Genomic DNA, 20,071 nt, shown 5'->3' on the forward strand with positions numbered 1-20,071 from the left:
AAGGAGTGAATGTAATGGCGAAACGTTCAGATCAAAATAATCCAGAGCAAAAAACACAAAATGGACATAACGCTGAGTTTTCGAATGAACTTGATCCCATTGTTCAAGTAAAACAGCGTAATAGTAAAAAAGGACAACCTCAAAAATCAAAACAATCAGAGTAAACCAGGTCGAAATATGACCTGGTTTTATTTTGCTATATGACAATAGTGTAAGATTTCTGTAAGGTTTGCCGATAGTTGTAATTGTCCTTTTCCAGTAGAGTAAGGGAGGATTAAATTTTGGACAAGGAGTTGCTTTATGGGGAACAATATTACAAACAAGCGAATTGATGAGTTAGATTACATTCGTGGCTTCGCATTACTGGGGATTATTTTAGTAAATATTCTAGCGCTACTTAATATTAAAACTCCATATCCTAATACAGTAGATGCTAGCTATCAAAGGTTTTTATACTTATTTGTAGAAGGTCGTTTCTTCTCAATCTTCTCATTCTTATTTGGAGTGGGATTCTATATCTTTATTTCAAGAGCGATTGCAAAAGGGAAGAATGGCTATGTTTTATTTTTACGTCGCTTAGTAGCATTATTTATTTTTGGTTTAATTCATCAAATGTTTCAGCCTGGAGAAGCACTAGCGTTATACGCAATTTGTGGGTTAATCGTTTTGCCGTTTTATAAAGCGAAAAAAGAAGTGAACCTAGCACTAGGACTTATTTTGACAATTGCCTTCAGTGTAATGGGAGTTAAAGAACTGTTACCACTTGGCTTAATTTTATTAGGACTTGCTGCAGGACAATATCGTGTATTTGAAAATCTCACGCAAAATATAAAGAAAGTCGCTATTTTTACAGGTATTATGTTTGTTTTAAGTGTCATAGCAGTATGGTATCAATATGGGCACGCTCCTGCTGAACCATTTATAAATGGGATAATGGAAACTGAAGAGGGAACAATGGATGTTGCAAGCCATTTTCTAAAAATTGGTATTACTGTTGGACCAATTATTTCAGCTTTCTATGTAGGAGCATTAATTTTATTACTTCAGTTAAAACCAGTTCAAACATTATTAGCACCATTGAAATACTACGGTCGTATGGCTTTAACAAATTATATCGGACAAACGGCAATGATTTTAATTGCTGGTAGTGTATTTAACTTTGCAGGAAATTTAACATACATGCAGACGTTATATGTATGTATCGCAATTTATGCAATTCAAATTGTGTTTAGTGTAATTTGGATGAAAATCTTTAAAATGGGTCCATTAGAATGGATTTGGCGTGTTATTACGTACTGGACGGTAACACCTTTAAAGAAATAAAGTGAAACTTTAATCAGTGGGCTGTTCCTTTCGCGGAACAGCCTATTTTTATTGTCATCTTTTGTCGATAAGTCGATATATTTTGGTAATCGCTGATAAAAGTGTAAGAATCGCCGATATATTTGAAAAATCGCTGATAAAAGTGTAAGAACCGCTGATATATTTTAACAATCGCCGATATAATTTCATTTACCGATTCACTATGTCGAAATGCGAACTAGTATGAAAAGCCAAACTTACACGCCCACCTTCTTTATATTACAAAAGTGTAAGGTAAATGTAATGTTAACAAATAGCAGTTCACCTCCAAAAGGCGCAAAATAGGTAATGGAAAAACAAGCGTAGGAGGATATATATGACGAAACCAGTTGTAGACGTGAAAAACGTTCAAAAAGTGTACGGTAAAAAAGGTGAGAACCAATCACACGCGTTAAAAGGTGTTTCATTCTCAATTCAAGAGGGTGAGTTTGTTGGGATTATGGGACCATCTGGTTCTGGTAAAACGACATTATTAAATGTAATTTCAACGCTTGATAAAGCAACGGGCGGCGTTGTTGAAATTGCGGGTACGGATATTACGAAAATGAAACAAGGTGAGCTTTCTGATTTCCGTTCACAAAAGTTAGGATTCATCTTCCAAGATTTTAACTTATTAGAGAACTTATCTATTTATGAAAACATTGCACTTCCACTTTCTCTTCAAGGTGTCGCATCACGTAATATTGGACCGAAAGTAGAAAAAGTAGCGGATATGTTAGGGATTACAGAAATACTTCAAAAGTATCCATCTGAAGTATCTGGTGGACAGAAACAACGTTCAGCAGCAGCGCGTGCACTTGTGCATGAGCCGGCAATTATTTTAGGGGACGAGCCAACAGGAGCGCTTGATTCTAAAAATGCAACGAGTTTACTTGATGCGATGACAAACTTAAATAAAGATCAAGGCGTATCGATTATGATGGTTACGCATGATCCATATAGTGCAAGTTACTGTCAGCGTATTTTATTCATTCAAGATGGTGAGCTATATAAAGAAATTCATCGCGGTGGTACGCGTGAAGAGTTCTACAAAGAAATTTTAGATGTACTTGCAGATTTAGGTACACAAAAGGCGTAAGAAAGGAGGTTCCAGTATGTTATTTAAACTTTCCATGTCGGGGCTGAAAAGTAAGCTGAAAGATTATATCGTCTTACTTGTCGGTCTTGTCATGTCGATTTCAATTTTTTACATGTTCCAAACGTTAGCACTGAATAAAGCATTTTTAGAATCTAATTCAGTGATTAAATCTATTGGATTCGTATTCCAAGCAGGATCATTTTTATTAGCAATTATAACGTTCTTCTACATTTTATATGCAAACTCTTTCTTATTATCTCTTCGTCAAAAAGAGTTCGGTATGTATATGATGTTAGGGGCGAAAAAACATAAAGTTACATTACTTATGTTTATTGAAACAATCGTATTAGGTGCTGCGTCTCTTGCAATCGGGATTGCAGTTGGAGTAGGACTTGCAGAAGGTATTGGACAGTTATTAATGAAACAGCTTGAATTTGCTGGTGAAGGGTATAAAGCATTTTATCTACCATCTATGACTGTTACTTGCATCTTCTTCTTTGCACTATTTGTATTATCAGCAATTATGAACAGTATTAAATTGTCACGTATTTCTGTATTGCAACTAGTACATGCAGATGCACAAACAGAGCGTGTTGCAGTAAAAGGTAAAAAGACAGTTGTAGTGGCATTCCTTGCTGTTATTTTATTAGGTATAGGTTATGCATCTATGATCTATATGGAAAAACTAAAAGAGATGGGAATCCTTATTGCATTAATTACAACGACAGCTGGTACTTACATGCTATTTGGCTCACTTCTTCCAGTCATTATTAAAAAGTTAAAAAGTAATAAAAAGCGTAGTGAAAAAGGACTTAATGCTTTTACATTTGCACAATTAAACTTCCGAATTAATAGTTTAACGAAAGTACTTGCAACAGTGGCAATGTTAGTTGCGCTTGGAGCTGGTGCAATTTCGGGCGGTATGGCGTTCAAAAATAACGTTATAAAAATGGTAGATGGTTTAGTAATATATGATTCAGTAGTTCATAATCCAACAGCTGAAGAAAAGAAGGTTTTAGACGGTATTACATTTAAAGAGAAAAGCGAATATCGTTATAAAGTTGATGATAAATACGTTTACTATGTAAAAGAAGATTTAGAGAAAAATCGTCCTTTCGTAAAAGATATGGCAAAGATGAAGTCTATGAAGGATTTAGTAAATACGAAAAAAGTTTCAGAGGAACTACCGGTAGGTGCAGTTTCTAGAGAGATGAATCAAAAAGATGCGAACACTAAAGAACTTTCAGCGGAATGGACAGATGCTTTTAGTACAATCCATCCATATTATTTATACAATGATCATGCAATTAAAATTGTAGATCAAAAAATGTACGATGGGATAAATGGTAAAGAAGGTATAGCATTTATCGGAAAAACAGATGATTTTTTAACATATAAAAAAGAATGGAAAAAACTTGACGAGTTGCAGCTAGATAAATATAAAAATGTAAAAGTTGAACAAATGGATAGTAAATATCAAGCTTATAGTGGGTTCTATGGCATTGCGAGTGGAACAGTATTTATGGGATTCTTCCTTGGAATTGCGTTCTTAGCAATGATGGCAAGCTGTCTTATGTTTAAAATTCTTTCTGGTGCATCAAAAGATATTACGCGTTATCAAATGCTTCGTAAAATCGGTGTGCGCCGTGAGTTATTAACGAAATCGATTTATAAAGAGCTATTCTTAGTATTCTTATTCCCAGCAATTGTGGGTATCGCTCACGTATTAGTTGGTATGAATATTTTCGGATTTATTTTAATCGATCCGTACTTCCGTATTTGGATACCAATCGTAATTTTCGTAGTTATTTATGCGATTTATTACTTCATTACAGTTCAATTGTATAAAGGAATTGTTCTTCCGAAAGAAGATTAATAATAAAAACCGAGCAAAAACGCTCGGTTTTTATTATTTTCAGAAAAAACACTTTAATGTTACTGAAATGTATAATATAATGTAAGTAAGTAACGTAATATAAAAGTAGAAGTAGCTGTATAAGGAAAGGAGGAATCCAATCTGTAGAAAGAAGCTGAACTTTTATCCCCACATTTTTTTACCGCAACGTATTTATACAATCGTAAGTTTCCACATTGAAAGTTTTCAGAACCACCTGAGTATATTGTGAAAATAATGGATAACACATGGAAATCTCATAGCATGATAAGGTAAAATGGACAACATAATGAGAAAATTACCGTTCATAAGATGAGGAGAATACATGTATGGAAGTTGTAGAGGCATTAAAAGATATAAGCCAAATTGAGGCTATGAAAAAATATTTAAAAGAGCACTCCCAGCGAGATTATCTTTTATTTGTTATTGGAATTAACACAGGATTAAAAATTACAGAACTACTTAGCATGAAATTTGAAGATGTATTAAATGAAGACGGGACTGTTAAAGAGTTTTATGCTCTTCCTGTGAAAGATGAAAAATTTAAACAAGATATTTATTTAAATACAAAAGTAAAAGAAGCGCTTTTAGATTACGTACAATCTATTGGCGTTAAAAGAGAAAATTACGTATTCCAATCTAATAAAACGCCAAATTCAATTACGCGCCAACAAGCGTATCGTGTAATTCATAATGCTGCAGAAGCAGTTGGAGTTGTTGGTAAAATCGGAACGAATTCAATGCGAAAAACGTTCGGATTTCATGCGTACAAAAGAGGGATAGCGATTGCACTATTGCAAAAACATTTTCATCACGCGACTCCATCAGAGACACTAAAGTATTTAGGTATCTCAAAGGATGAGAGCTTTAAAACGGAGATTGATGTCGATTTATAAAAGCCGTAACTAAAAAATTAGGAGGCGGAAAATATGAATATTAGAGAGAGTGAACTGCCGGGTATTGGATGTAAGTTTGAAGTGATTACAAAAGGTAATGAAAAGATGGTTATCGTTATTCATGATGATGGCCGAAGAGAAATGTACCATTTTGATGCTGATCATGAAGAGAGTATTTCAAGCGTCTCTCTTCGTGATTCTGAAGCGAGACAAATTGCAGCTATATTGGGCGGAATGGTATATAGGCCACAAGCTTTAGATACGATTGAAATGGCTTTTGAGGGATTATCAATTGAGTGGTTTAAGGTGGAAAATAATGCACCAGTTGTACAAAAAACAATTGGTAGTTTACATGTTCGAAACACATATAACGTAACGATTATTGCCATTTTGAAAAAGAATATGAAGAAGTTCTTTAATCCAGGCCCAGATTCTATCATTGAAGCTGGCGATATGCTCGTATTATCAGGTGAAAGACATGAAGTGAAAAGAATTATTAATGAGTTGCTTTCAGTAGGAGGGGATTCATAATCGATGGATACTTTAATCTTTGAAGTTGGAACTGCGTTAGTATTAGTCGCTTTTGCAGCTATTCTCGCTGCAAAGTTAAAGTTCTCGATTATTCCGTTTCTTATTATACTCGGTATGCTAGTGGGGCCTCATGCCCCAGATTTAGGGCTTATCGATTTAAGATTTATTGAAAGTGGAGAAGTTATTTCCTTCCTCGGCCGTGTTGGCGTCATATTCCTCCTATTTTACTTAGGTTTAGAATTCTCAATTAAAAAATTAATTAAATCAGGAAAATCAATTGCTTTTGGGGGAACTGTTCATATATCGCTTAATTTTATATTAGGTTTACTTTACGGATATATAATGGGTTTCCCCTTATTAGAAACATTAATTATTGCTGGGATTATAACAATTTCATCGAGTGCAATTGTTGCGAAAGTAATTGTTGATTTAAGAAGATCTGGTAATAAAGAGACGGAGCTAATTTTAGGAATCATTATGTTTGATGATATCTTTTTAGCGGTATATTTATCAGTCGTTTCAGGATTAGTACTCGGAGGGGCAACGTCATTTGTAGGTGCTCTCACATCTATTTTAATCGCAGTAGGGTATATGCTACTATTCTTTGTAGTTGCTAGAAAAGCTACACGGTTTTTAAATAAAATGTTAGATATTTCGTCCAATGAAATTTTTATTATTGTAATATTCGCTATTTTGTTCTTTGTAGCAGGATTTTCAGAAACGATTCATGTTGCAGAGGCAATTGGAGCATTATTACTAGGACTCGTTTTTTCTGAAACAGAGCATAGTGATCGAATTGAACAGCTTGTCGTTCCGTTTCGTGATTTCTTTGGAGCTATATTCTTTTTCAGCTTCGGTTTAAGTATAGACCCATTTTCACTTGGCGGAGCAGTGTGGTTGGCATTAGGAGCAGTTTTCATTACTCTTATCGGTAATTTTACTGCTGGAATGGTTGCGGGGCGTAAAGCTGGGTTATCGCATAAGGCTTCTACGAATATCGGTTTAACACTTGTATCACGCGGAGAATTTTCTATTATCGTCGCGAATATTGGAATTGCGGGTGGCTTAATGGCAGCGATTAAACCGTTCTCAGCTTTGTATGTTTTAATATTAGCATCGTTAGGACCTTTGTTAACGAAAGAATCTGGGAGAATATACTCGCTACTAGATAAGGTGTTTAAATGGAGTGCTAAAGAACGTGTGAAGCGAGAAAAGGAAGTTGGATAGTACAAATAAGGGTAGATTGCATGAAAATTTCATGCAATCTACCCTTTTATAATTGTTACTGTTGTCGTTTTTTGTCGGTAAGTCGATATATTTTAATAATCGCTGATATATTTGTAGTTGCGCCGATATATTCTGATAATCGCTGATATAATCTAAGAAGCAACCAATATAAATTCATTTACCGACGAACTATTATCTGAATTTCATCAACTATTAATCAGTTGCCTTCCTATTTAAAAACGACTACAATTTTACTGTTATATATATGAACGAAAAAAATAGAATAGGAGGGGAAGTTATGCCAAGGAAAGTATGGCTATTAGTAGCTGGGATGATTATTAATGTCACGGGTGCTTCTTTTTTATGGCCTTTTAATACAATTTATTTACATGATCACTTGGGAAAATCTTTATCTGTGGCCGGAATGGTATTAATGATCAACTCGCTTACTGGTGTAATCGGAAACTTGCTCGGCGGTGTTTTATTTGATAAATGGGGCGGTTATAAATCAACTTTAGTAGGGATAGTGATTACACTTGTATCAATTTTAGGTCTTGTGTTCTTCCACGGTTGGCCGTTATATGTTGTATGGCTAGCGTTAATCGGCTTCGGTTCTGGAATGGTCTTCCCATCGATGTATGCGATGGTTGGTACGGTTTGGCCAGAAGGCGGAAGACGGGCATTTAATGCGATGTACGTTGGACAAAATGTTGGTATTGCGATCGGAACAGCATGTGGTGGATTAGTTGCATCGTATCGTTTTGATTATATTTTCTTAGCGAACTTTATTTTATACTTTGTTTTCTTCTTAATTGCTTTTATTGGATTTCGTGGTATGGAAGACAAGAAGGAGCCAGGAGTACAAAAAGAAGTGGAAATGAAAAAAGGGTGGTCACTTACACCTGGATTTAAAGCACTTCTTATCGTGTGTGTAGCATATGCTTTATGCTGGGTTACATACGTACAGTGGCAAGGAGCGATTGCAACACATATGCAAGAATTGAATATTAGCCTTCGTCACTATAGTTTATTATGGACGATAAACGGAGCAATGATTGTTTGTGCACAGCCACTTGTTAGTATGCTAATTCGCTGGATGAAGCGTTCTTTAAAACAGCAAATTATGATTGGAATCTTCATTTTTGCAGCTTCATTCATTGTGTTAAGTCAAGCGCAACAATTTACGATGTTCCTCGTTGCGATGGTAACATTAACAATAGGTGAGTTATTTGTATGGCCTGCGGTTCCAACGATTGCAAATATACTTGCACCAAAAGATAAATTAGGGTTTTATCAAGGGGTTGTAAATAGTGCGGCGACTGTAGGGAAAATGTTCGGGCCGGTCGTTGGCGGAGCAATTGTGGATTTATACAATATGGAAGTATTGTTTATAGCAATCATGGTAATGCTTGTAGTAGCGCTTATAGCAACGAGCATTTATGATAAACGAGTAAAAGTAGAAGAAACAGTTGAAGAAAAAATTGCAGTTTAGTTTGACGGAACATGTAACATGTTTTAGAATATATTTAAATAAAACAACCTTTAGAACAAGGGAGATAGCTCGGCTGTCTTAAGATGAATTCGTTAGTTATTAAGAGTAACGATTAACCGAGAAGTCCTCGCTTTAAGTAAGCTCTTAAGAGATACTAGGTGAAGGATAGTTCACGTAACTTATATGTGTAATAACAGTGAGAAGGAGTAGTAGTAATAGAAGCTGGTTTAGAGAGTTGACGGTCGGTGCAAGTCAATCCACGTTTCGTTATGAACTCGCCTTTGAGTTGCAGTTGTGAAACTAATAGTAGCAATTGCCGTTAATCCACGTTACGGATCTAAGCGAATGTATATTTGTACATTAATTTAGGGTGGTACCGCGGGAATCTATAACCTCTCGTCCCTTTTTAGGGATGAGAGGTTTTTTGTATTTTGGGCGGTGAAAATAAATAGAATTTCAAGGAGGGTATCTCATGAGCTTTAATCATCAAGAAATTGAGAAGAAGTGGCAAGGGTACTGGGAAGAGAATAAAACATTCCGTACGCCAGATGAGACAGAAAAACCAAAATTTTATGCACTAGATATGTTCCCATATCCATCAGGTGCAGGCTTACACGTAGGACATCCAGAAGGTTATACAGCGACAGATATTTTATCTCGTATGAAGCGTATGCAAGGATATAACGTTCTTCATCCAATGGGATGGGATGCATTTGGTCTTCCAGCAGAGCAATATGCACTTGATACTGGAAACAGCCCAGCTGAATTTACAGAGCATAATATTAATACGTTCCGTAACCAAATTAAATCATTAGGTTTCTCTTACGATTGGGACCGTGAAGTAAATACAACAGATCCAAACTACTATAAGTGGACGCAATGGATCTTCCTAAAACTATTTGAAAAAGGCTTAGCTTACGTTGATGAAGTACCTGTAAACTGGTGCCCAGCACTTGGTACAGTACTTGCAAACGAAGAAATCATTGACGGTAAGAGTGAGCGTGGTGGACATCCAGTTGAGCGTCGTCCGATGAGACAGTGGATGTTAAAAATTACAGCTTACGGAGATCGTCTATTAGAAGATCTAGATGAGCTTGATTGGCCTGAAAGCTTAAAAGATATGCAACGTAACTGGATCGGTCGTTCTGAAGGTGCAGAAGTACACTTCAACATCGATGGTACAGACGAGAAATTCACAGTTTTCACAACGCGCCCTGATACATTATTTGGTGCAACATACTGTGTACTAGCTCCAGAACATGCACTTGTTGCAGAAATTACAACAGCAGAACAAAAAGAAGCGGTAGAAGCTTACATTAACGCTGTAAAAATGAAGAGTGATCTAGAGCGTACAGAACTTGCGAAAGAAAAAACTGGTGTATTCACTGGTGCTTACGCAGTTAACCCAGTAAACGGTGAGAAATTACCAATCTGGATTGCTGACTATGTTCTTGCAACTTACGGAACAGGTGCTGTAATGGCAGTTCCAGCTCACGATGAGCGTGACTATGAATTCGCATCAGTATTTAATCTTCCAATGAAGGAAGTTGTAAAAGGCGGAGATATTACGAAAGAAGTGTACACAGGTGATGGTGCACACGTAAACTCAGCATTCCTTGATGGTTTAAATAAAGAAGAAGCAATCGCAAAAATGATTGAATGGCTTGAAGTAACGAGCGCAGGAAATCAAAAAGTAACGTACCGTCTACGTGACTGGTTATTCAGCCGTCAACGTTACTGGGGTGAGCCAATTCCAGTAATTCACTGGGAAGATGGTACAATGACAGCTGTGAAAGAAGAGGAATTACCATTAGTTCTTCCGAAAACAGAAAACATCCGTCCTTCAGGTACAGGTGAATCACCACTTGCTAACATTGACGAGTGGGTAAATGTTGTTGATCCTGAGACTGGTAAAAAAGGTCGTCGTGAAACAAATACAATGCCGCAATGGGCTGGTAGCTGTTGGTATTACCTACGTTACATCGATCCAAACAATAGCGAAGCACTTGTAGATCCTGAAAAAGTAAAACAATGGCTTCCAGTTGATATTTATATCGGTGGTGCAGAGCACGCTGTACTTCACTTACTATATGCTCGTTTCTGGCATAAAGTATTATACGATATCGGTGTAGTTCCAACGAAAGAACCGTTCCAACAATTATTCAACCAAGGTATGATTCTAGGTGAAAACAACGAGAAAATGAGTAAATCAAAAGGTAACGTTGTAAACCCTGATGATATCGTAGCAAGCCACGGTGCAGATACACTTCGTCTATACGAAATGTTCATGGGACCATTAGATGCTTCAATCGCTTGGTCTGAAAATGGTCTTGACGGAGCTCGTCGTTTCCTAGACCGCGTATGGCGTCTATTCGTTCAAGATAACGGTGAATTAAGTGAGAAAATTACTGACGCACCAAATAAAGAGCTTGAAAAAGCTTACCATCAAACAGTGAAGAAAGTAACAGAAGACTATGCAGAGCTTCGCTTCAACACAGCGATTTCTCAAATGATGGTATTCATCAACGATGCATACAAAGCTGAAACACTTCCAAGAGAATATGTAGAAGGTTTCGTAAAAATGATTGCACCAGTTGCACCTCATATCGGGGAAGAGCTATGGAGCAAACTTGGATACAATGAAACAATCACATATGCAAGCTGGCCAACATTTGATGAGTCTAAACTTGTAGAAGATGAAGTTGAAATCGTTGTTCAAGTTATGGGTAAAGTTCGCGCAAAACTAACAATGAGTAAAGACGCATCAAAAGAAGAAATGGAACAACTTGCACTTGAAGCAATTCAAGACCAAATTGAAGGGAAAACAGTTCGTAAAGTAATTGTTGTTCCTGGAAAACTTGTTAACGTTGTTGCAAACTAAATCATTTGAAAAAGCTCAGAGCGTTTATGTTCTGAGCTTTTTTGTATAGAAAATAATCTCAGGGTCACCTTCATCTAAGTTTTCAACTATTCCGCTACGTATAAAACCATTCGAGTTAAATACTTTCTGCATACTTTCATTCGATTCGTTCGTTGAAGAAAATATTTTTTGAGTAGGAGAATGACTTAACATATATGAGATTAACGAGCTTGCATAGCCTTGCCTTCTTTTAGTTGGTGAAACAATGATTAATGAGAGGAAAGTACAACCAAAGAAATTTGTATCGTATGTTAGAAAGCCAGAGATAGAATTTTCTTCTGTTACAATGATGCATCTGCCTTCACGGATAGTGTGCTTAATATAATTTCGTCTACTATCGTTTCCAATTACGTCAATATCTATATGGACGATTGAATCTAAATCATTGATAGAAGCCTTTGTTACATTCTTCAATATAAATACCTCCTAGAAAAAATATTCAGTTAATTAATTTTATCATGAATGAAGAAAAAGAAGCGGAATTCTAGTGCAGACAAACACCTATTCTTCTATAGGAAATATGATAAAAAAGGTAGGCTAAATTGAGTAGAAGAGGTGAAAGGAATGAAAGGGATGGACAATAATGCACCACATGGTTTCTTCGGGAGTGGATCGGATAGTTATGAACAAATGATGTTAATGGGAGGAGGACAACAAGGATACGGTGGAATTCCGAGCTGGATGGGCGGAACACCTGGAGGGTTTTCTACATCAGTAGCGGGGGTACAAACTGGAATTCCAACATTAACAGGAGGATTTCCATCATCGGTAGCCGGAGTGCAAACAGGAATCCCAACATTTGTTGGCGGAGCAGCGGGAGGAGTACCAGTAGGCGTACCAACTGCATTTCCATCTTTCGTTGGAGGAGTACAGACAGGATTTCCTGTACCGGGAGTAGGTGTTGTAGCAGGAGGAGTAGGTGGATATCCGCAAGTAGTTCACGGCTACCATGGTCATCATCACCACCATCAAGGTCAACATGGCCATCATGGACATCACCACCATCAAGGTCAACACGGCCATCATGGACATCACCACCATCAAGGTCAACACGGCCATCATGGTCATCATCACCATCAAGCTCAACACGGCCATCATGGTCATCACCATCATCAAGGTCAACATGGTCATCAGGGGCAACAAGTACATCACCACGGTCACCACCACATTCATCCGCAAGCTGTTCTTTATCAAACTCACCAAGGCCAACATGGTCACCATGGACATCACCACCAAGGCCAACATCATGGACACCAAGGTCACCACCATCACCAAGGTCATCAAGGCCAACACGGTCATCATGGGCACCAAGGCCAACATCATGGACACCAAGGTCAACAGCACCAACAGCACCAACAATATCAGCAATATCAACAACAACAATCTTCTCCTTGGACAGGTGGAATTGGAGCAGGAGGAGCAGGGGCAGCAGCAGGAGCAGCTAGTATTAGTGGAGCAGCAGGACACGCAGGGCACGTGGGTCATTAATGATTGGCAGAAAAAAAGCCATAATAAAAAACTGCTAGGAAATCCTAGCAGTTTTTTTCAGCTTCTTGACGCTGACGTTCAATTTCAGCACGAAGTTGTGGTTCCGGTGCTTGCCAGCCTTCTGGCTTTAGAATCTTACCGTCGCCTTCACGGAATCGAGGCTTCCCATCAGGGAATAGTTTTGCCATGTTGGCGTTGTTTACAATTTCGAATCCTTTATCTGGACGTACGCCCATTTCTGCAAACGTTCCGAATGCAAAGTAAATAAGGTCAATCAGTGCATCGTATTGATCTTCAACAGTCGTTGCCTCTAGAAATTCTTCTAGTTCTTCCTGCATAAAACTTGCACGGATTTTTGCACGCTCTTCTGTTAATTTTGTTGGAGTATTTGTCACAGGATGTCCGAATACTTCATGCATTTTCGCAACAAGTTCGTATCCTTTATCTAAACCTTTTTCGTTTGTCATGTTGTTTCATCCTTTCTTACGTTATGCCGAAGTTTATTGTAACATAAGGTGATTATGAAATGAAAAGAACATCTTATCGAAATAAGATGTTCGCTCGTTATTCTTCTTTTTTTATTAAAAGCGATGAAATAAGATCGATGCCAAAAATACCGACGAGTAACATTGGTATAACGACAAGTAAGTAACGTGTGAAGGAAACATTTTTTAAGTATGTATGAGCAAATAAAAAGACGCCGAGAAATAAAATACCATTTAAAATAGGCTTTACTAATTTTTTAGACATAAGCTCCCCCATAAATATCTTCTCTCTCTATTTGATAATAAAAAACTCCTCTCTCCGTTGTATCATGCTGGAGAGAGGAGTTCAATCATTTCTCATTCAATAACACCAGAATTTGTAATATTTACGGTGTATTTTATATGAACCGGAACATCTTTATACATTTGTCTCCATTCTTCTAATTTGAATGGGCGATAATGTTGTTTATACTTTGCACCTAGCCCGAGAGGATCGACGCCTAAAGATTTAAATTGCTTAATTAACTTAGCAGCTTGTTTATCTAATTGTTTTTGTACATCTTTTTCAATGTTTTTTGTGTTCTTGTTATTTTCTAAGTTAATTTGTTTTGATAGTTCTTGAATACGTGCATCAAGACGAACGTGAATGAAAAAAGAAGGCTTTCCGTTTTTAATTTTTATATCGTAAGTTGGAACAGAACGAATATTATTAATCATTACGTACGCAGAATCTGTTTTAAATTCATGTGAATCTAATTTATGTTTCTCTAATAGTCCTTTAAATATGAACATATCTTTTTCCGCAATTTTACCGATATATTTATCCTTTTTAAAAAGGCCAATTCCGGTAATTTTTATTTTATCACCATGCTTCTTTAGAATGGGAATATAGTAGTCTTTTCCTTCTTGATAATAGCGAAATGCTCCTATATGTAGATTATCCGCTGGTAAAGGTCCGGTCTCCATGTTATGTTCTAGCAATTTTTTTATATAAATTGCAACGTTGTATGAAGTCGAATATTTGCCTTTTAAAAGTTCAGTACCATTCCCATCTAATAAAGCAGCATATAAAGCGTTCCCTATATTCACATCTCGGAGTAATGTATCGAATGAAGTAGACATTCCTGTTTTGGCAAGTCTTATCGTATATAGAGCGACACGCATTTGTCCACTAGCAAAAGGTTGAGAAGACTCTAAAGATGTGTCTGCTTTTACTTGTTTTACCGCATTTGCACTGCCTTCAAAAACTTGAACTTTATTTCCTTTTTTTTGAATGGGACAAACGAATGTCACTTTTACTTTATTATCTTTTGCAACGTCAAATACGGATCCTTGAATAAGTTGTACATCGTCGATAATATTTTTTTGTAAACATCCAATTAGACTGAAGAATGTTATACAAGAAATAAGTATTAATTTGCTTGTGCTTTTGATTTTTTCCATTTTCTTTTCACCCACACAATAATAAATAGGATTGGGATGTATACATAAATGAGCCAAAAACTAACCTTTGATACATTACTAATAAAGTTATTAATATCGTGTCTGTTTGTTAAAAGTTGCGAAACAATGAGAGTGATAAAGATAAAAGCAATTAAAACACCCCTTTGTTTTACACGGAATATTTCATGAGTTGCTCTCATTGACGCCCATAAAGGGAGGATAAAACTTGAAATAATAACGAGTGCATAGCCTGAAATTGCAATATATTCGAGTCTTTCTATAAATGGTAATTGAATAACTTGGGTCATAGAAAGTTGGGCCCATATCGTTTTTAACAATTGTTTTTCACTAAAAAATGCAAAGGCTAAAAGGGTGCTAAATAAATATAGAAGATTTGAAAATAGTGCTCCAAACTGAGCGTATTTATGAGATTGCATAGGCTTTTTCACAAATGGATACACCATGAAGTAAATCTCAAAACCGGTCATACTGTAGATTGACAGTTGAGCGGATTTTAAAATGTCTGAAAAAGAATGTGTGAATATAGGTAGTAAATTATCCCAATGTGAATATTTCAAAACGAATAAGCTTAGAAATAAATATCCTAATGTACCACCAACAGAGATGACGCAAATACCGGTAATTACACGAAATCCAGAAGAGATAATGTAATAGCTAACTAAGCATAAAAAGAGTGTTAACATAAAGGTAGAAGCGGTAGGAAACATCCATACTTGAATAATTTCAACATATGTTCGGATGACTGAAATACTAACGATTAAAAAATAAGCCATAAAGATGATGCTAATGCCATTTCCTAGCCATTTTCCAAATGTTTGCCGATGTAAATCAACTAAATTCCCATTTGTTTCTTTTAATAAGACATACATCATCCATATAAGAATGTGGATTAAAATTCCTGTGATTATAACTCCCATCCATCCGTCGTATCCAGCGGCCTTTGCGATGATTCGAGCGAAGCCGAGAACGCCAGCACCGAACTGTGCACCGTGAATTAAGAAGAAAACAAAGATAGGAGATATTTGATATTTTTCTTGAACTTTACTCATCGAATGCACCTCATTTCTTAATCATCAAAGTCTGATCTATGCTTTGTTGAAATTCCTTTCGCTGCTTTTTTTACATGTTGTGGCCTTGCTTGTACATCCCTTGTATCAATCATTGTTAAAGGAAAACGGATCCAAGAATCTTTAACAGATTGTTGTCTTGTTGGATAAAACAAAGCGTACGGCTTGCGTAAAGAAGTAAGTCTAAATAGATGGGTGAATAAAAAGATAAATCCAAGTGAAATACCGAAAAGTCCTCCTATTTCTGCAAATATGAGAAACGGGAAACGTAGTAATCGAACCGCATTACCCATTTTATAAATAGGTGTAATAAAGGAAGCGAGTGCTGATAAGGCAACGATAATTAATAAAATATTACTCGTTAAACCTGCTTGTACAGATGCTTGCCCGATTACGATACCCCCTACGATACCGAGCGTTTGACCAACTTTCATCGGTAACCTTGCGCCGGCTTCTCTTAATAAATCAATTGCAAGTTCTAAAAAGAGAGCTTCAATTAAAGGCGGGAACGGTACTTGTGCTCTTGATAAAATTAAAGTTTCAAGTAAATCACTCGGAATAAGTTCATAATGATAATTTAAAACTGCAACGTATAACGGTGTAGCGCAAATTGAAAATAGAACGGCAATTAATCTTAAAATCCTTGAAAATGTAGCGTACATCCAGGAGACGTTATAGTCTTCTGGTGAAATGAAAAAATCGAAATAGGATACAGGTGTTAGTAAAACACTCGGAGAACCATCAACAAAAATAGCAATTTTCCCATCAATTAGTGCTTTTGTAACTCTATCAGTACGTTCTGTATTGATATAGAGAGGGAAAATCGATTTTTCACCCATTAATTCTTGTAAATAAGCACTATCATTAATTTGATCATATTCAAGAGCGCGTAATGACTCTTCTAGAAAATCTACATTATCTTTTTCAGCAAGGTTGTCTAAGTACATCATGACAACTTTTGTTTTGGAAAACTCGCCGATAATCATTTCTTTTGTTTGTAAATCTAAAACAGGAAGACGTTTTCGAACTAAATTAATGTTTGTATCAATATCCTCTACGAAACCTTCTTGCGGACCAATAACAGTTGATTCGTTTAAAGGAGGGGTTGGTGCACGATAATTATCAATTGCAATGTTTGCAAGCATACATTTTTGATCTTGCTGATTCAATTGAATAATCGCATGCCCCTTTAAAACCATATCCTCAATTTTTTGTAAGTCGTTCGTAATTGTAATGCCGCTCATCGGGATATGTTCCTTAAGCTCTTCTAGTGATGCGTTAGGTCGTTCTAAAAGAGTGGGCATTAAATACTTTTGTAATTTTTCTCCATCAAGTGAAGGGCGATAGTAAGAAATCCAATAAGGCATCGTTTCATCGTCGGATGTATGATAATTTACAAAATCACTAGACTTTTTCAGCTTCTCTATTAAATTTTGTAAAGAATGAATACGATCTTTTTCTGGTTTTGTAAAGTCATAAATACTATTACCTCCAGAGCTTTGTTGCTTACTTTGAGAAGGTTCATCTTGCTTAGCGTTTTGCTGTTTATCTTGAAACGAATCACCTTGTTTAGCACTTTGTTGTTTATCTTGAGACGAATCATCTTGTTTAGCACTTTGTTGCCTATCTTGAGAGAAATCATCCTGTTTAGCGCTTTGTTGCTTATCTTGAGACGAATCATCTTGTTTAGCACTTTGTTGCCTATCTTGAGAGGAATCATCCTGTTTAGCGTTTTGTTGCTTATCCTGAGAAGAATCACCTTGTTTAGCGTTTTGTTGCTTATCCTGAGAAGAATCACCTTGTTTAGAACTTTGTTGCTTATCCTGAGAGGAATCCTCTTGTTTAGCGCTCTGTTGCTTATCCTGAGAAGAATCACCTTGTTTAGAACTTTGTTGCTTATCCTGAGAGGAATCCTCTTGTTTAGCGCTCTGTTGCTTATCCTGAGACGAATCTTTTTGCTCGTTATTTTTACCTTTATTATGTTTCATACTTCTAGTCTGTTCTTTGTTATCATCCTCTTGATTGTTAGAATGCTGCTCCTGATTATCTGTTTCGTTTGCTTCTGGTTTATTTGATTTTTTTTTCTTACGTAACCAATTCCAAATCATATGTACGCCCTCTTTAATCTTGTAATATAGTGCTATTTTGTGGCTAATTTTGTATATTATTCATTTATTTATGAAAAGAAGAAGGAGATTAGTTTGCATAGAAAAAAACTTTAGTAAGCAGTTCATACTATAACGGGGAGAGGGAGAGTCTGTGCAAATTGTAAAAAAGGAGAAGTTTGTTTTAAAAGGGTTTACGTTTGAAAATGGCAGAGAAATTCCTGTTCAAATGGGATACGAGACATATGGCACTTTAAATAGAGAAAGGTCAAATGTGATTTTGGTTTGTCATTATTTTAGTGCAACAAGTCATGCGGCAGGAAAATATACAGTTCATGATGAGGAGTCTGGTTGGTGGGATGGGCTAATTGGACCTGGAAAAGCAATTGATACAAATAAGTATTTTGTTATATGTACGGATAATCTTTGTAATGTGCAGGTGAGGAATCCATATGTAATTACAACAGGACCGAAATCAATTAATCCAGAAACTGGAGAAGAATATGCTATGGATTTTCCGATTTTTACATTTCTTGATGTAGCTCGTGTACAATATGAGTTAATAAAAGGTATGGGAATTTCAAGGTTACACGCTGTAATCGGACCGTCGGCGGGGGGGATGATTGCACAACAATGGGCGGTTCACTATCCACATATGGTAGAGCGGATGATTGGCGTTATTACGAACCCACAAAACCCAATTATTACGTCAGTAAACGTAGCGCAAAATGCGATTGAGGCAATTCAACTCGATCCAAATTGGAAAGATGGAAAATATGGAGAAGAGCAGCCGATAAAGGGGCTTCATTTAGCAAATAGAATGATGTTTATGAACGCTTTTGATGAGTATTTTTATGAAAGAACATTTTCTCGTAATAGTATAGAGGTAGAACCTTATGAAAAGTTTTCTACACTAACATCATTTGAAAAAGAGATAAATAAAGCGACATATAGAAGTATAGAGCTAGTAGATGCAAATTCATGGATGTATACTGCGAAGGCAGTTTTATTGCATGATATTACACATGGGTTTTCTTCACTAGAAGAATCTCTTTCTAACATAGAAGCGAATGTACTTATGATTCCGTGTAAACAAGATTTGCTTCAGCCGTCTCGTTATAATTATAAAATGGTAGATATTTTGCAAAAACAAGGGAAGTATGCGGAAGTATATGAGATAGAAAGTATAAATGGGCATATGGCAGGAGTATTGGATATTCATTTATTCGAAAAGAAAGTTTATGAATTTTTGAATCGGAAAGTATCTAGTTTTGTGTAGAAGGAAAATGATGGGGAAAAGGTGCAGTGTTTGAAGTAGGCACCTTTTTTCACATGATTTGTAGACGGAAAATATATGTAGCAATTGCTATACCGAAAAACGCTATGCTAAGCAATAGAAATAAGAATGACATTTCTTGTGGCGATTTTATCTTTTTATTATTTTTCATACTAAGTACAATAATTGCAGCGAGTAAGAACACAATGCCTATAATGAAAAGAAAAAGCGTCATTTTAATCGACTCCTTTCATAAAACAAGTATATTGAGGATACAATGTGCTAGTTATGTTTGTAAAGAATAAGTTTTACGAGAAAATTGAGAAATAGCTTTTCGATTCTTTGCGTTCTTTCTTTTGCATGCTAAAATTGGTAGAGAATGTTTGTGAAAAAGAAACTAAAGGTTTTATTGTATATAAGGAGGAACTACATATGACAGAAGTTAAAACAATTACTACAGAAGAGGTGCAAGAGCGTTTAGAAAATGGAGAAACGTTATTTTTAGTAGATGTAAGAGAAGATGAAGAAGTAGCGGCAGGAAAGATTCCAGAAGCTGTACACATTAAAATGGGCGATATCCCACATAAAGTAGATTTCTTTAATAAAGAGAATGAATATATCTTTATTTGTCGTTCAGGAATGCGCAGTGAAAATGTATGTCATTATTTAAATGAACAAGGGTTTAAAACAGTGAACATGGTTGGCGGTATGCTTCAATATGAAGGTGAAACGAAATAGTTAATTGAAAAAAACTTGAAACGAGTCTGTTTCAAGTTTTTTTCTTTT

Annotated in this window: 19 protein-coding genes and 1 other annotated feature; of the genes, 12 read left to right on the forward strand and 7 right to left on the reverse strand. The window is 36.2% G+C overall.

Features of this window, described 5'->3' with window-relative positions:
- The first annotated feature begins 14 nt into the window (after positions 1 to 14).
- The 9 genes from ACTFR8_RS08995 (at position 15) to leuS (ending at position 11,361) form a co-directional block, all read left to right on the forward strand.
- A complete protein-coding gene (locus ACTFR8_RS08995) occupies positions 15 to 164 on the forward strand; it encodes a hypothetical protein (RefSeq protein WP_001129340.1) in 150 nt (49 codons plus the stop codon).
- Between the two features lie 136 nt (positions 165 to 300).
- Positions 301 to 1,323 carry a DUF418 domain-containing protein gene (locus ACTFR8_RS09000; protein ID WP_119780676.1) on the forward strand — a complete coding sequence of 341 codons (1,023 nt, stop codon included), beginning with the start codon at positions 301 to 303 and terminating at the stop codon, positions 1,321 to 1,323.
- 355 nt (positions 1,324 to 1,678) lie between these two features.
- On the forward strand, positions 1,679 to 2,440 hold the full coding sequence (locus ACTFR8_RS09005; RefSeq protein WP_000165837.1) for an ABC transporter ATP-binding protein: 762 nt from the start codon (positions 1,679 to 1,681) through the stop codon (positions 2,438 to 2,440).
- Between the two features lie 16 nt (positions 2,441 to 2,456).
- Positions 2,457 to 4,316 carry an FtsX-like permease family protein gene (locus tag ACTFR8_RS09010; protein ID WP_044584921.1) on the forward strand — a complete coding sequence of 620 codons (1,860 nt, stop codon included), beginning with the start codon at positions 2,457 to 2,459 and terminating at the stop codon, positions 4,314 to 4,316.
- 347 nt (positions 4,317 to 4,663) lie between these two features.
- Positions 4,664 to 5,230, forward strand: a complete 567-nt coding sequence (locus ACTFR8_RS09015) for a tyrosine-type recombinase/integrase (RefSeq protein ID WP_000454205.1) — start codon at positions 4,664 to 4,666, stop codon at positions 5,228 to 5,230.
- A 33-nt stretch (positions 5,231 to 5,263) separates the two neighbouring features.
- Positions 5,264 to 5,761, forward strand: coding sequence for a cation:proton antiporter regulatory subunit (locus ACTFR8_RS09020; protein WP_001026053.1), 498 nt, complete (start codon positions 5,264 to 5,266; stop codon positions 5,759 to 5,761).
- A 3-nt stretch (positions 5,762 to 5,764) separates the two neighbouring features.
- Positions 5,765 to 6,988, forward strand: a complete 1,224-nt coding sequence (locus ACTFR8_RS09025) for a cation:proton antiporter (RefSeq protein WP_000380174.1) — start codon at positions 5,765 to 5,767, stop codon at positions 6,986 to 6,988.
- Positions 6,989 to 7,286: 298 nt separating this feature from the next.
- Positions 7,287 to 8,480 carry an MDR family MFS transporter gene (locus ACTFR8_RS09030; RefSeq protein ID WP_001137554.1) on the forward strand — a complete coding sequence of 398 codons (1,194 nt, stop codon included), beginning with the start codon at positions 7,287 to 7,289 and terminating at the stop codon, positions 8,478 to 8,480.
- A 187-nt stretch (positions 8,481 to 8,667) separates the two neighbouring features.
- Positions 8,668 to 8,887, forward strand: a binding site (T-box leader).
- A gap of 65 nt (positions 8,888 to 8,952) precedes the next feature.
- On the forward strand, positions 8,953 to 11,361 hold the full coding sequence (gene leuS / locus ACTFR8_RS09035) for a leucine--tRNA ligase (protein WP_000009466.1): 2,409 nt from the start codon (positions 8,953 to 8,955) through the stop codon (positions 11,359 to 11,361).
- Between the two features lie 24 nt (positions 11,362 to 11,385).
- On the opposite strand, the gene ACTFR8_RS09040 is transcribed toward leuS, so the two are convergent.
- A complete protein-coding gene (locus tag ACTFR8_RS09040) occupies positions 11,386 to 11,814 on the reverse strand; it encodes a GNAT family N-acetyltransferase (protein ID WP_000800325.1) in 429 nt (142 codons plus the stop codon).
- A 150-nt stretch (positions 11,815 to 11,964) separates the two neighbouring features.
- Between ACTFR8_RS09040 and ACTFR8_RS09045 the strand changes: the two genes are divergently transcribed.
- Complete coding sequence (locus tag ACTFR8_RS09045) at positions 11,965 to 12,888, forward strand: hypothetical protein (RefSeq protein WP_252209705.1); 924 nt, start codon at positions 11,965 to 11,967, stop codon at positions 12,886 to 12,888.
- A 44-nt stretch (positions 12,889 to 12,932) separates the two neighbouring features.
- On the opposite strand, the gene ACTFR8_RS09050 is transcribed toward ACTFR8_RS09045, so the two are convergent.
- From ACTFR8_RS09050 to ACTFR8_RS09070, 5 genes are all read right to left on the reverse strand, one after another.
- A complete protein-coding gene (locus tag ACTFR8_RS09050; protein WP_000180554.1) occupies positions 12,933 to 13,355 on the reverse strand; it encodes a hypothetical protein in 423 nt (140 codons plus the stop codon).
- Between the two features lie 97 nt (positions 13,356 to 13,452).
- Positions 13,453 to 13,638 (reverse strand): hypothetical protein, encoded by a 186-nt coding sequence (locus ACTFR8_RS09055; protein WP_000038781.1) that lies wholly within the window; start codon positions 13,636 to 13,638, stop codon positions 13,453 to 13,455.
- 92 nt (positions 13,639 to 13,730) lie between these two features.
- Entirely contained in the window at positions 13,731 to 14,816 is a 1,086-nt protein-coding gene (gene gerHC / locus ACTFR8_RS09060) for a spore germination protein GerHC (protein ID WP_000411387.1), read from the reverse strand.
- Complete coding sequence (locus ACTFR8_RS09065; RefSeq protein WP_000049055.1) at positions 14,786 to 15,886, reverse strand: spore germination protein; 1,101 nt, start codon at positions 15,884 to 15,886, stop codon at positions 14,786 to 14,788. The genes gerHC and ACTFR8_RS09065 overlap by 31 nt, the downstream gene beginning before the upstream one ends.
- 17 nt (positions 15,887 to 15,903) lie before the next feature.
- Positions 15,904 to 18,012 carry a spore germination protein gene (locus ACTFR8_RS09070; protein WP_440027299.1) on the reverse strand — a complete coding sequence of 703 codons (2,109 nt, stop codon included), beginning with the start codon at positions 18,010 to 18,012 and terminating at the stop codon, positions 15,904 to 15,906.
- Positions 18,013 to 18,163: 151 nt separating this feature from the next.
- Between ACTFR8_RS09070 and ACTFR8_RS09075 the strand changes: the two genes are divergently transcribed.
- Complete coding sequence (locus ACTFR8_RS09075) at positions 18,164 to 19,288, forward strand: alpha/beta fold hydrolase (protein ID WP_001167637.1); 1,125 nt, start codon at positions 18,164 to 18,166, stop codon at positions 19,286 to 19,288.
- Between the two features lie 49 nt (positions 19,289 to 19,337).
- Here the strand turns inward: ACTFR8_RS09075 and ACTFR8_RS09080 are convergent, their stop codons facing one another.
- Positions 19,338 to 19,520, reverse strand: a complete 183-nt coding sequence (locus ACTFR8_RS09080; RefSeq protein WP_000171881.1) for a hypothetical protein — start codon at positions 19,518 to 19,520, stop codon at positions 19,338 to 19,340.
- 197 nt (positions 19,521 to 19,717) lie between these two features.
- Between ACTFR8_RS09080 and ACTFR8_RS09085 the strand changes: the two genes are divergently transcribed.
- Entirely contained in the window at positions 19,718 to 20,023 is a 306-nt protein-coding gene (locus tag ACTFR8_RS09085; RefSeq protein ID WP_000141207.1) for a rhodanese-like domain-containing protein, read from the forward strand.
- Positions 20,024 to 20,071 lie beyond the last annotated feature (48 nt).

The sequence above is a fragment of the Bacillus cereus group sp. MYBK15-3 genome (assembly GCF_051916765.1).
GTDB classification, from domain to species: Bacteria; Bacillota; Bacilli; order Bacillales; family Bacillaceae_G; genus Bacillus_A; species Bacillus_A cereus.

What these genes read in the sequence shown, in the direction of transcription:
- ACTFR8_RS09070 (WP_440027299.1), bottom strand. Translation starts at nt 18,012, where the DNA reads ATGATTTGGAATTGGTTACGTAAGAAAAAAAAATCAAATAAACCAGAA.
- leuS (WP_000009466.1), top strand. Translation starts at nt 8,953, where the DNA reads ATGAGCTTTAATCATCAAGAAATTGAGAAGAAGTGGCAAGGGTACTGG.
- ACTFR8_RS09085 (WP_000141207.1), top strand. Translation starts at nt 19,718, where the DNA reads ATGACAGAAGTTAAAACAATTACTACAGAAGAGGTGCAAGAGCGTTTA.
- ACTFR8_RS09065 (WP_000049055.1), bottom strand. Translation starts at nt 15,886, where the DNA reads ATGAGTAAAGTTCAAGAAAAATATCAAATATCTCCTATCTTTGTTTTC.
- ACTFR8_RS08995 (WP_001129340.1), top strand. Translation starts at nt 15, where the DNA reads ATGGCGAAACGTTCAGATCAAAATAATCCAGAGCAAAAAACACAAAAT.
- gerHC (WP_000411387.1), bottom strand. Translation starts at nt 14,816, where the DNA reads ATGGAAAAAATCAAAAGCACAAGCAAATTAATACTTATTTCTTGTATA.
- ACTFR8_RS09080 (WP_000171881.1), bottom strand. Translation starts at nt 19,520, where the DNA reads ATGACGCTTTTTCTTTTCATTATAGGCATTGTGTTCTTACTCGCTGCA.
- ACTFR8_RS09045 (WP_252209705.1), top strand. Translation starts at nt 11,965, where the DNA reads ATGAAAGGGATGGACAATAATGCACCACATGGTTTCTTCGGGAGTGGA.
- ACTFR8_RS09050 (WP_000180554.1), bottom strand. Translation starts at nt 13,355, where the DNA reads ATGACAAACGAAAAAGGTTTAGATAAAGGATACGAACTTGTTGCGAAA.
- ACTFR8_RS09025 (WP_000380174.1), top strand. Translation starts at nt 5,765, where the DNA reads ATGGATACTTTAATCTTTGAAGTTGGAACTGCGTTAGTATTAGTCGCT.
- ACTFR8_RS09030 (WP_001137554.1), top strand. Translation starts at nt 7,287, where the DNA reads ATGCCAAGGAAAGTATGGCTATTAGTAGCTGGGATGATTATTAATGTC.
- ACTFR8_RS09020 (WP_001026053.1), top strand. Translation starts at nt 5,264, where the DNA reads ATGAATATTAGAGAGAGTGAACTGCCGGGTATTGGATGTAAGTTTGAA.
- ACTFR8_RS09005 (WP_000165837.1), top strand. Translation starts at nt 1,679, where the DNA reads ATGACGAAACCAGTTGTAGACGTGAAAAACGTTCAAAAAGTGTACGGT.
- ACTFR8_RS09015 (WP_000454205.1), top strand. Translation starts at nt 4,664, where the DNA reads ATGGAAGTTGTAGAGGCATTAAAAGATATAAGCCAAATTGAGGCTATG.
- ACTFR8_RS09055 (WP_000038781.1), bottom strand. Translation starts at nt 13,638, where the DNA reads ATGTCTAAAAAATTAGTAAAGCCTATTTTAAATGGTATTTTATTTCTC.
- ACTFR8_RS09000 (WP_119780676.1), top strand. Translation starts at nt 301, where the DNA reads ATGGGGAACAATATTACAAACAAGCGAATTGATGAGTTAGATTACATT.
- ACTFR8_RS09010 (WP_044584921.1), top strand. Translation starts at nt 2,457, where the DNA reads ATGTTATTTAAACTTTCCATGTCGGGGCTGAAAAGTAAGCTGAAAGAT.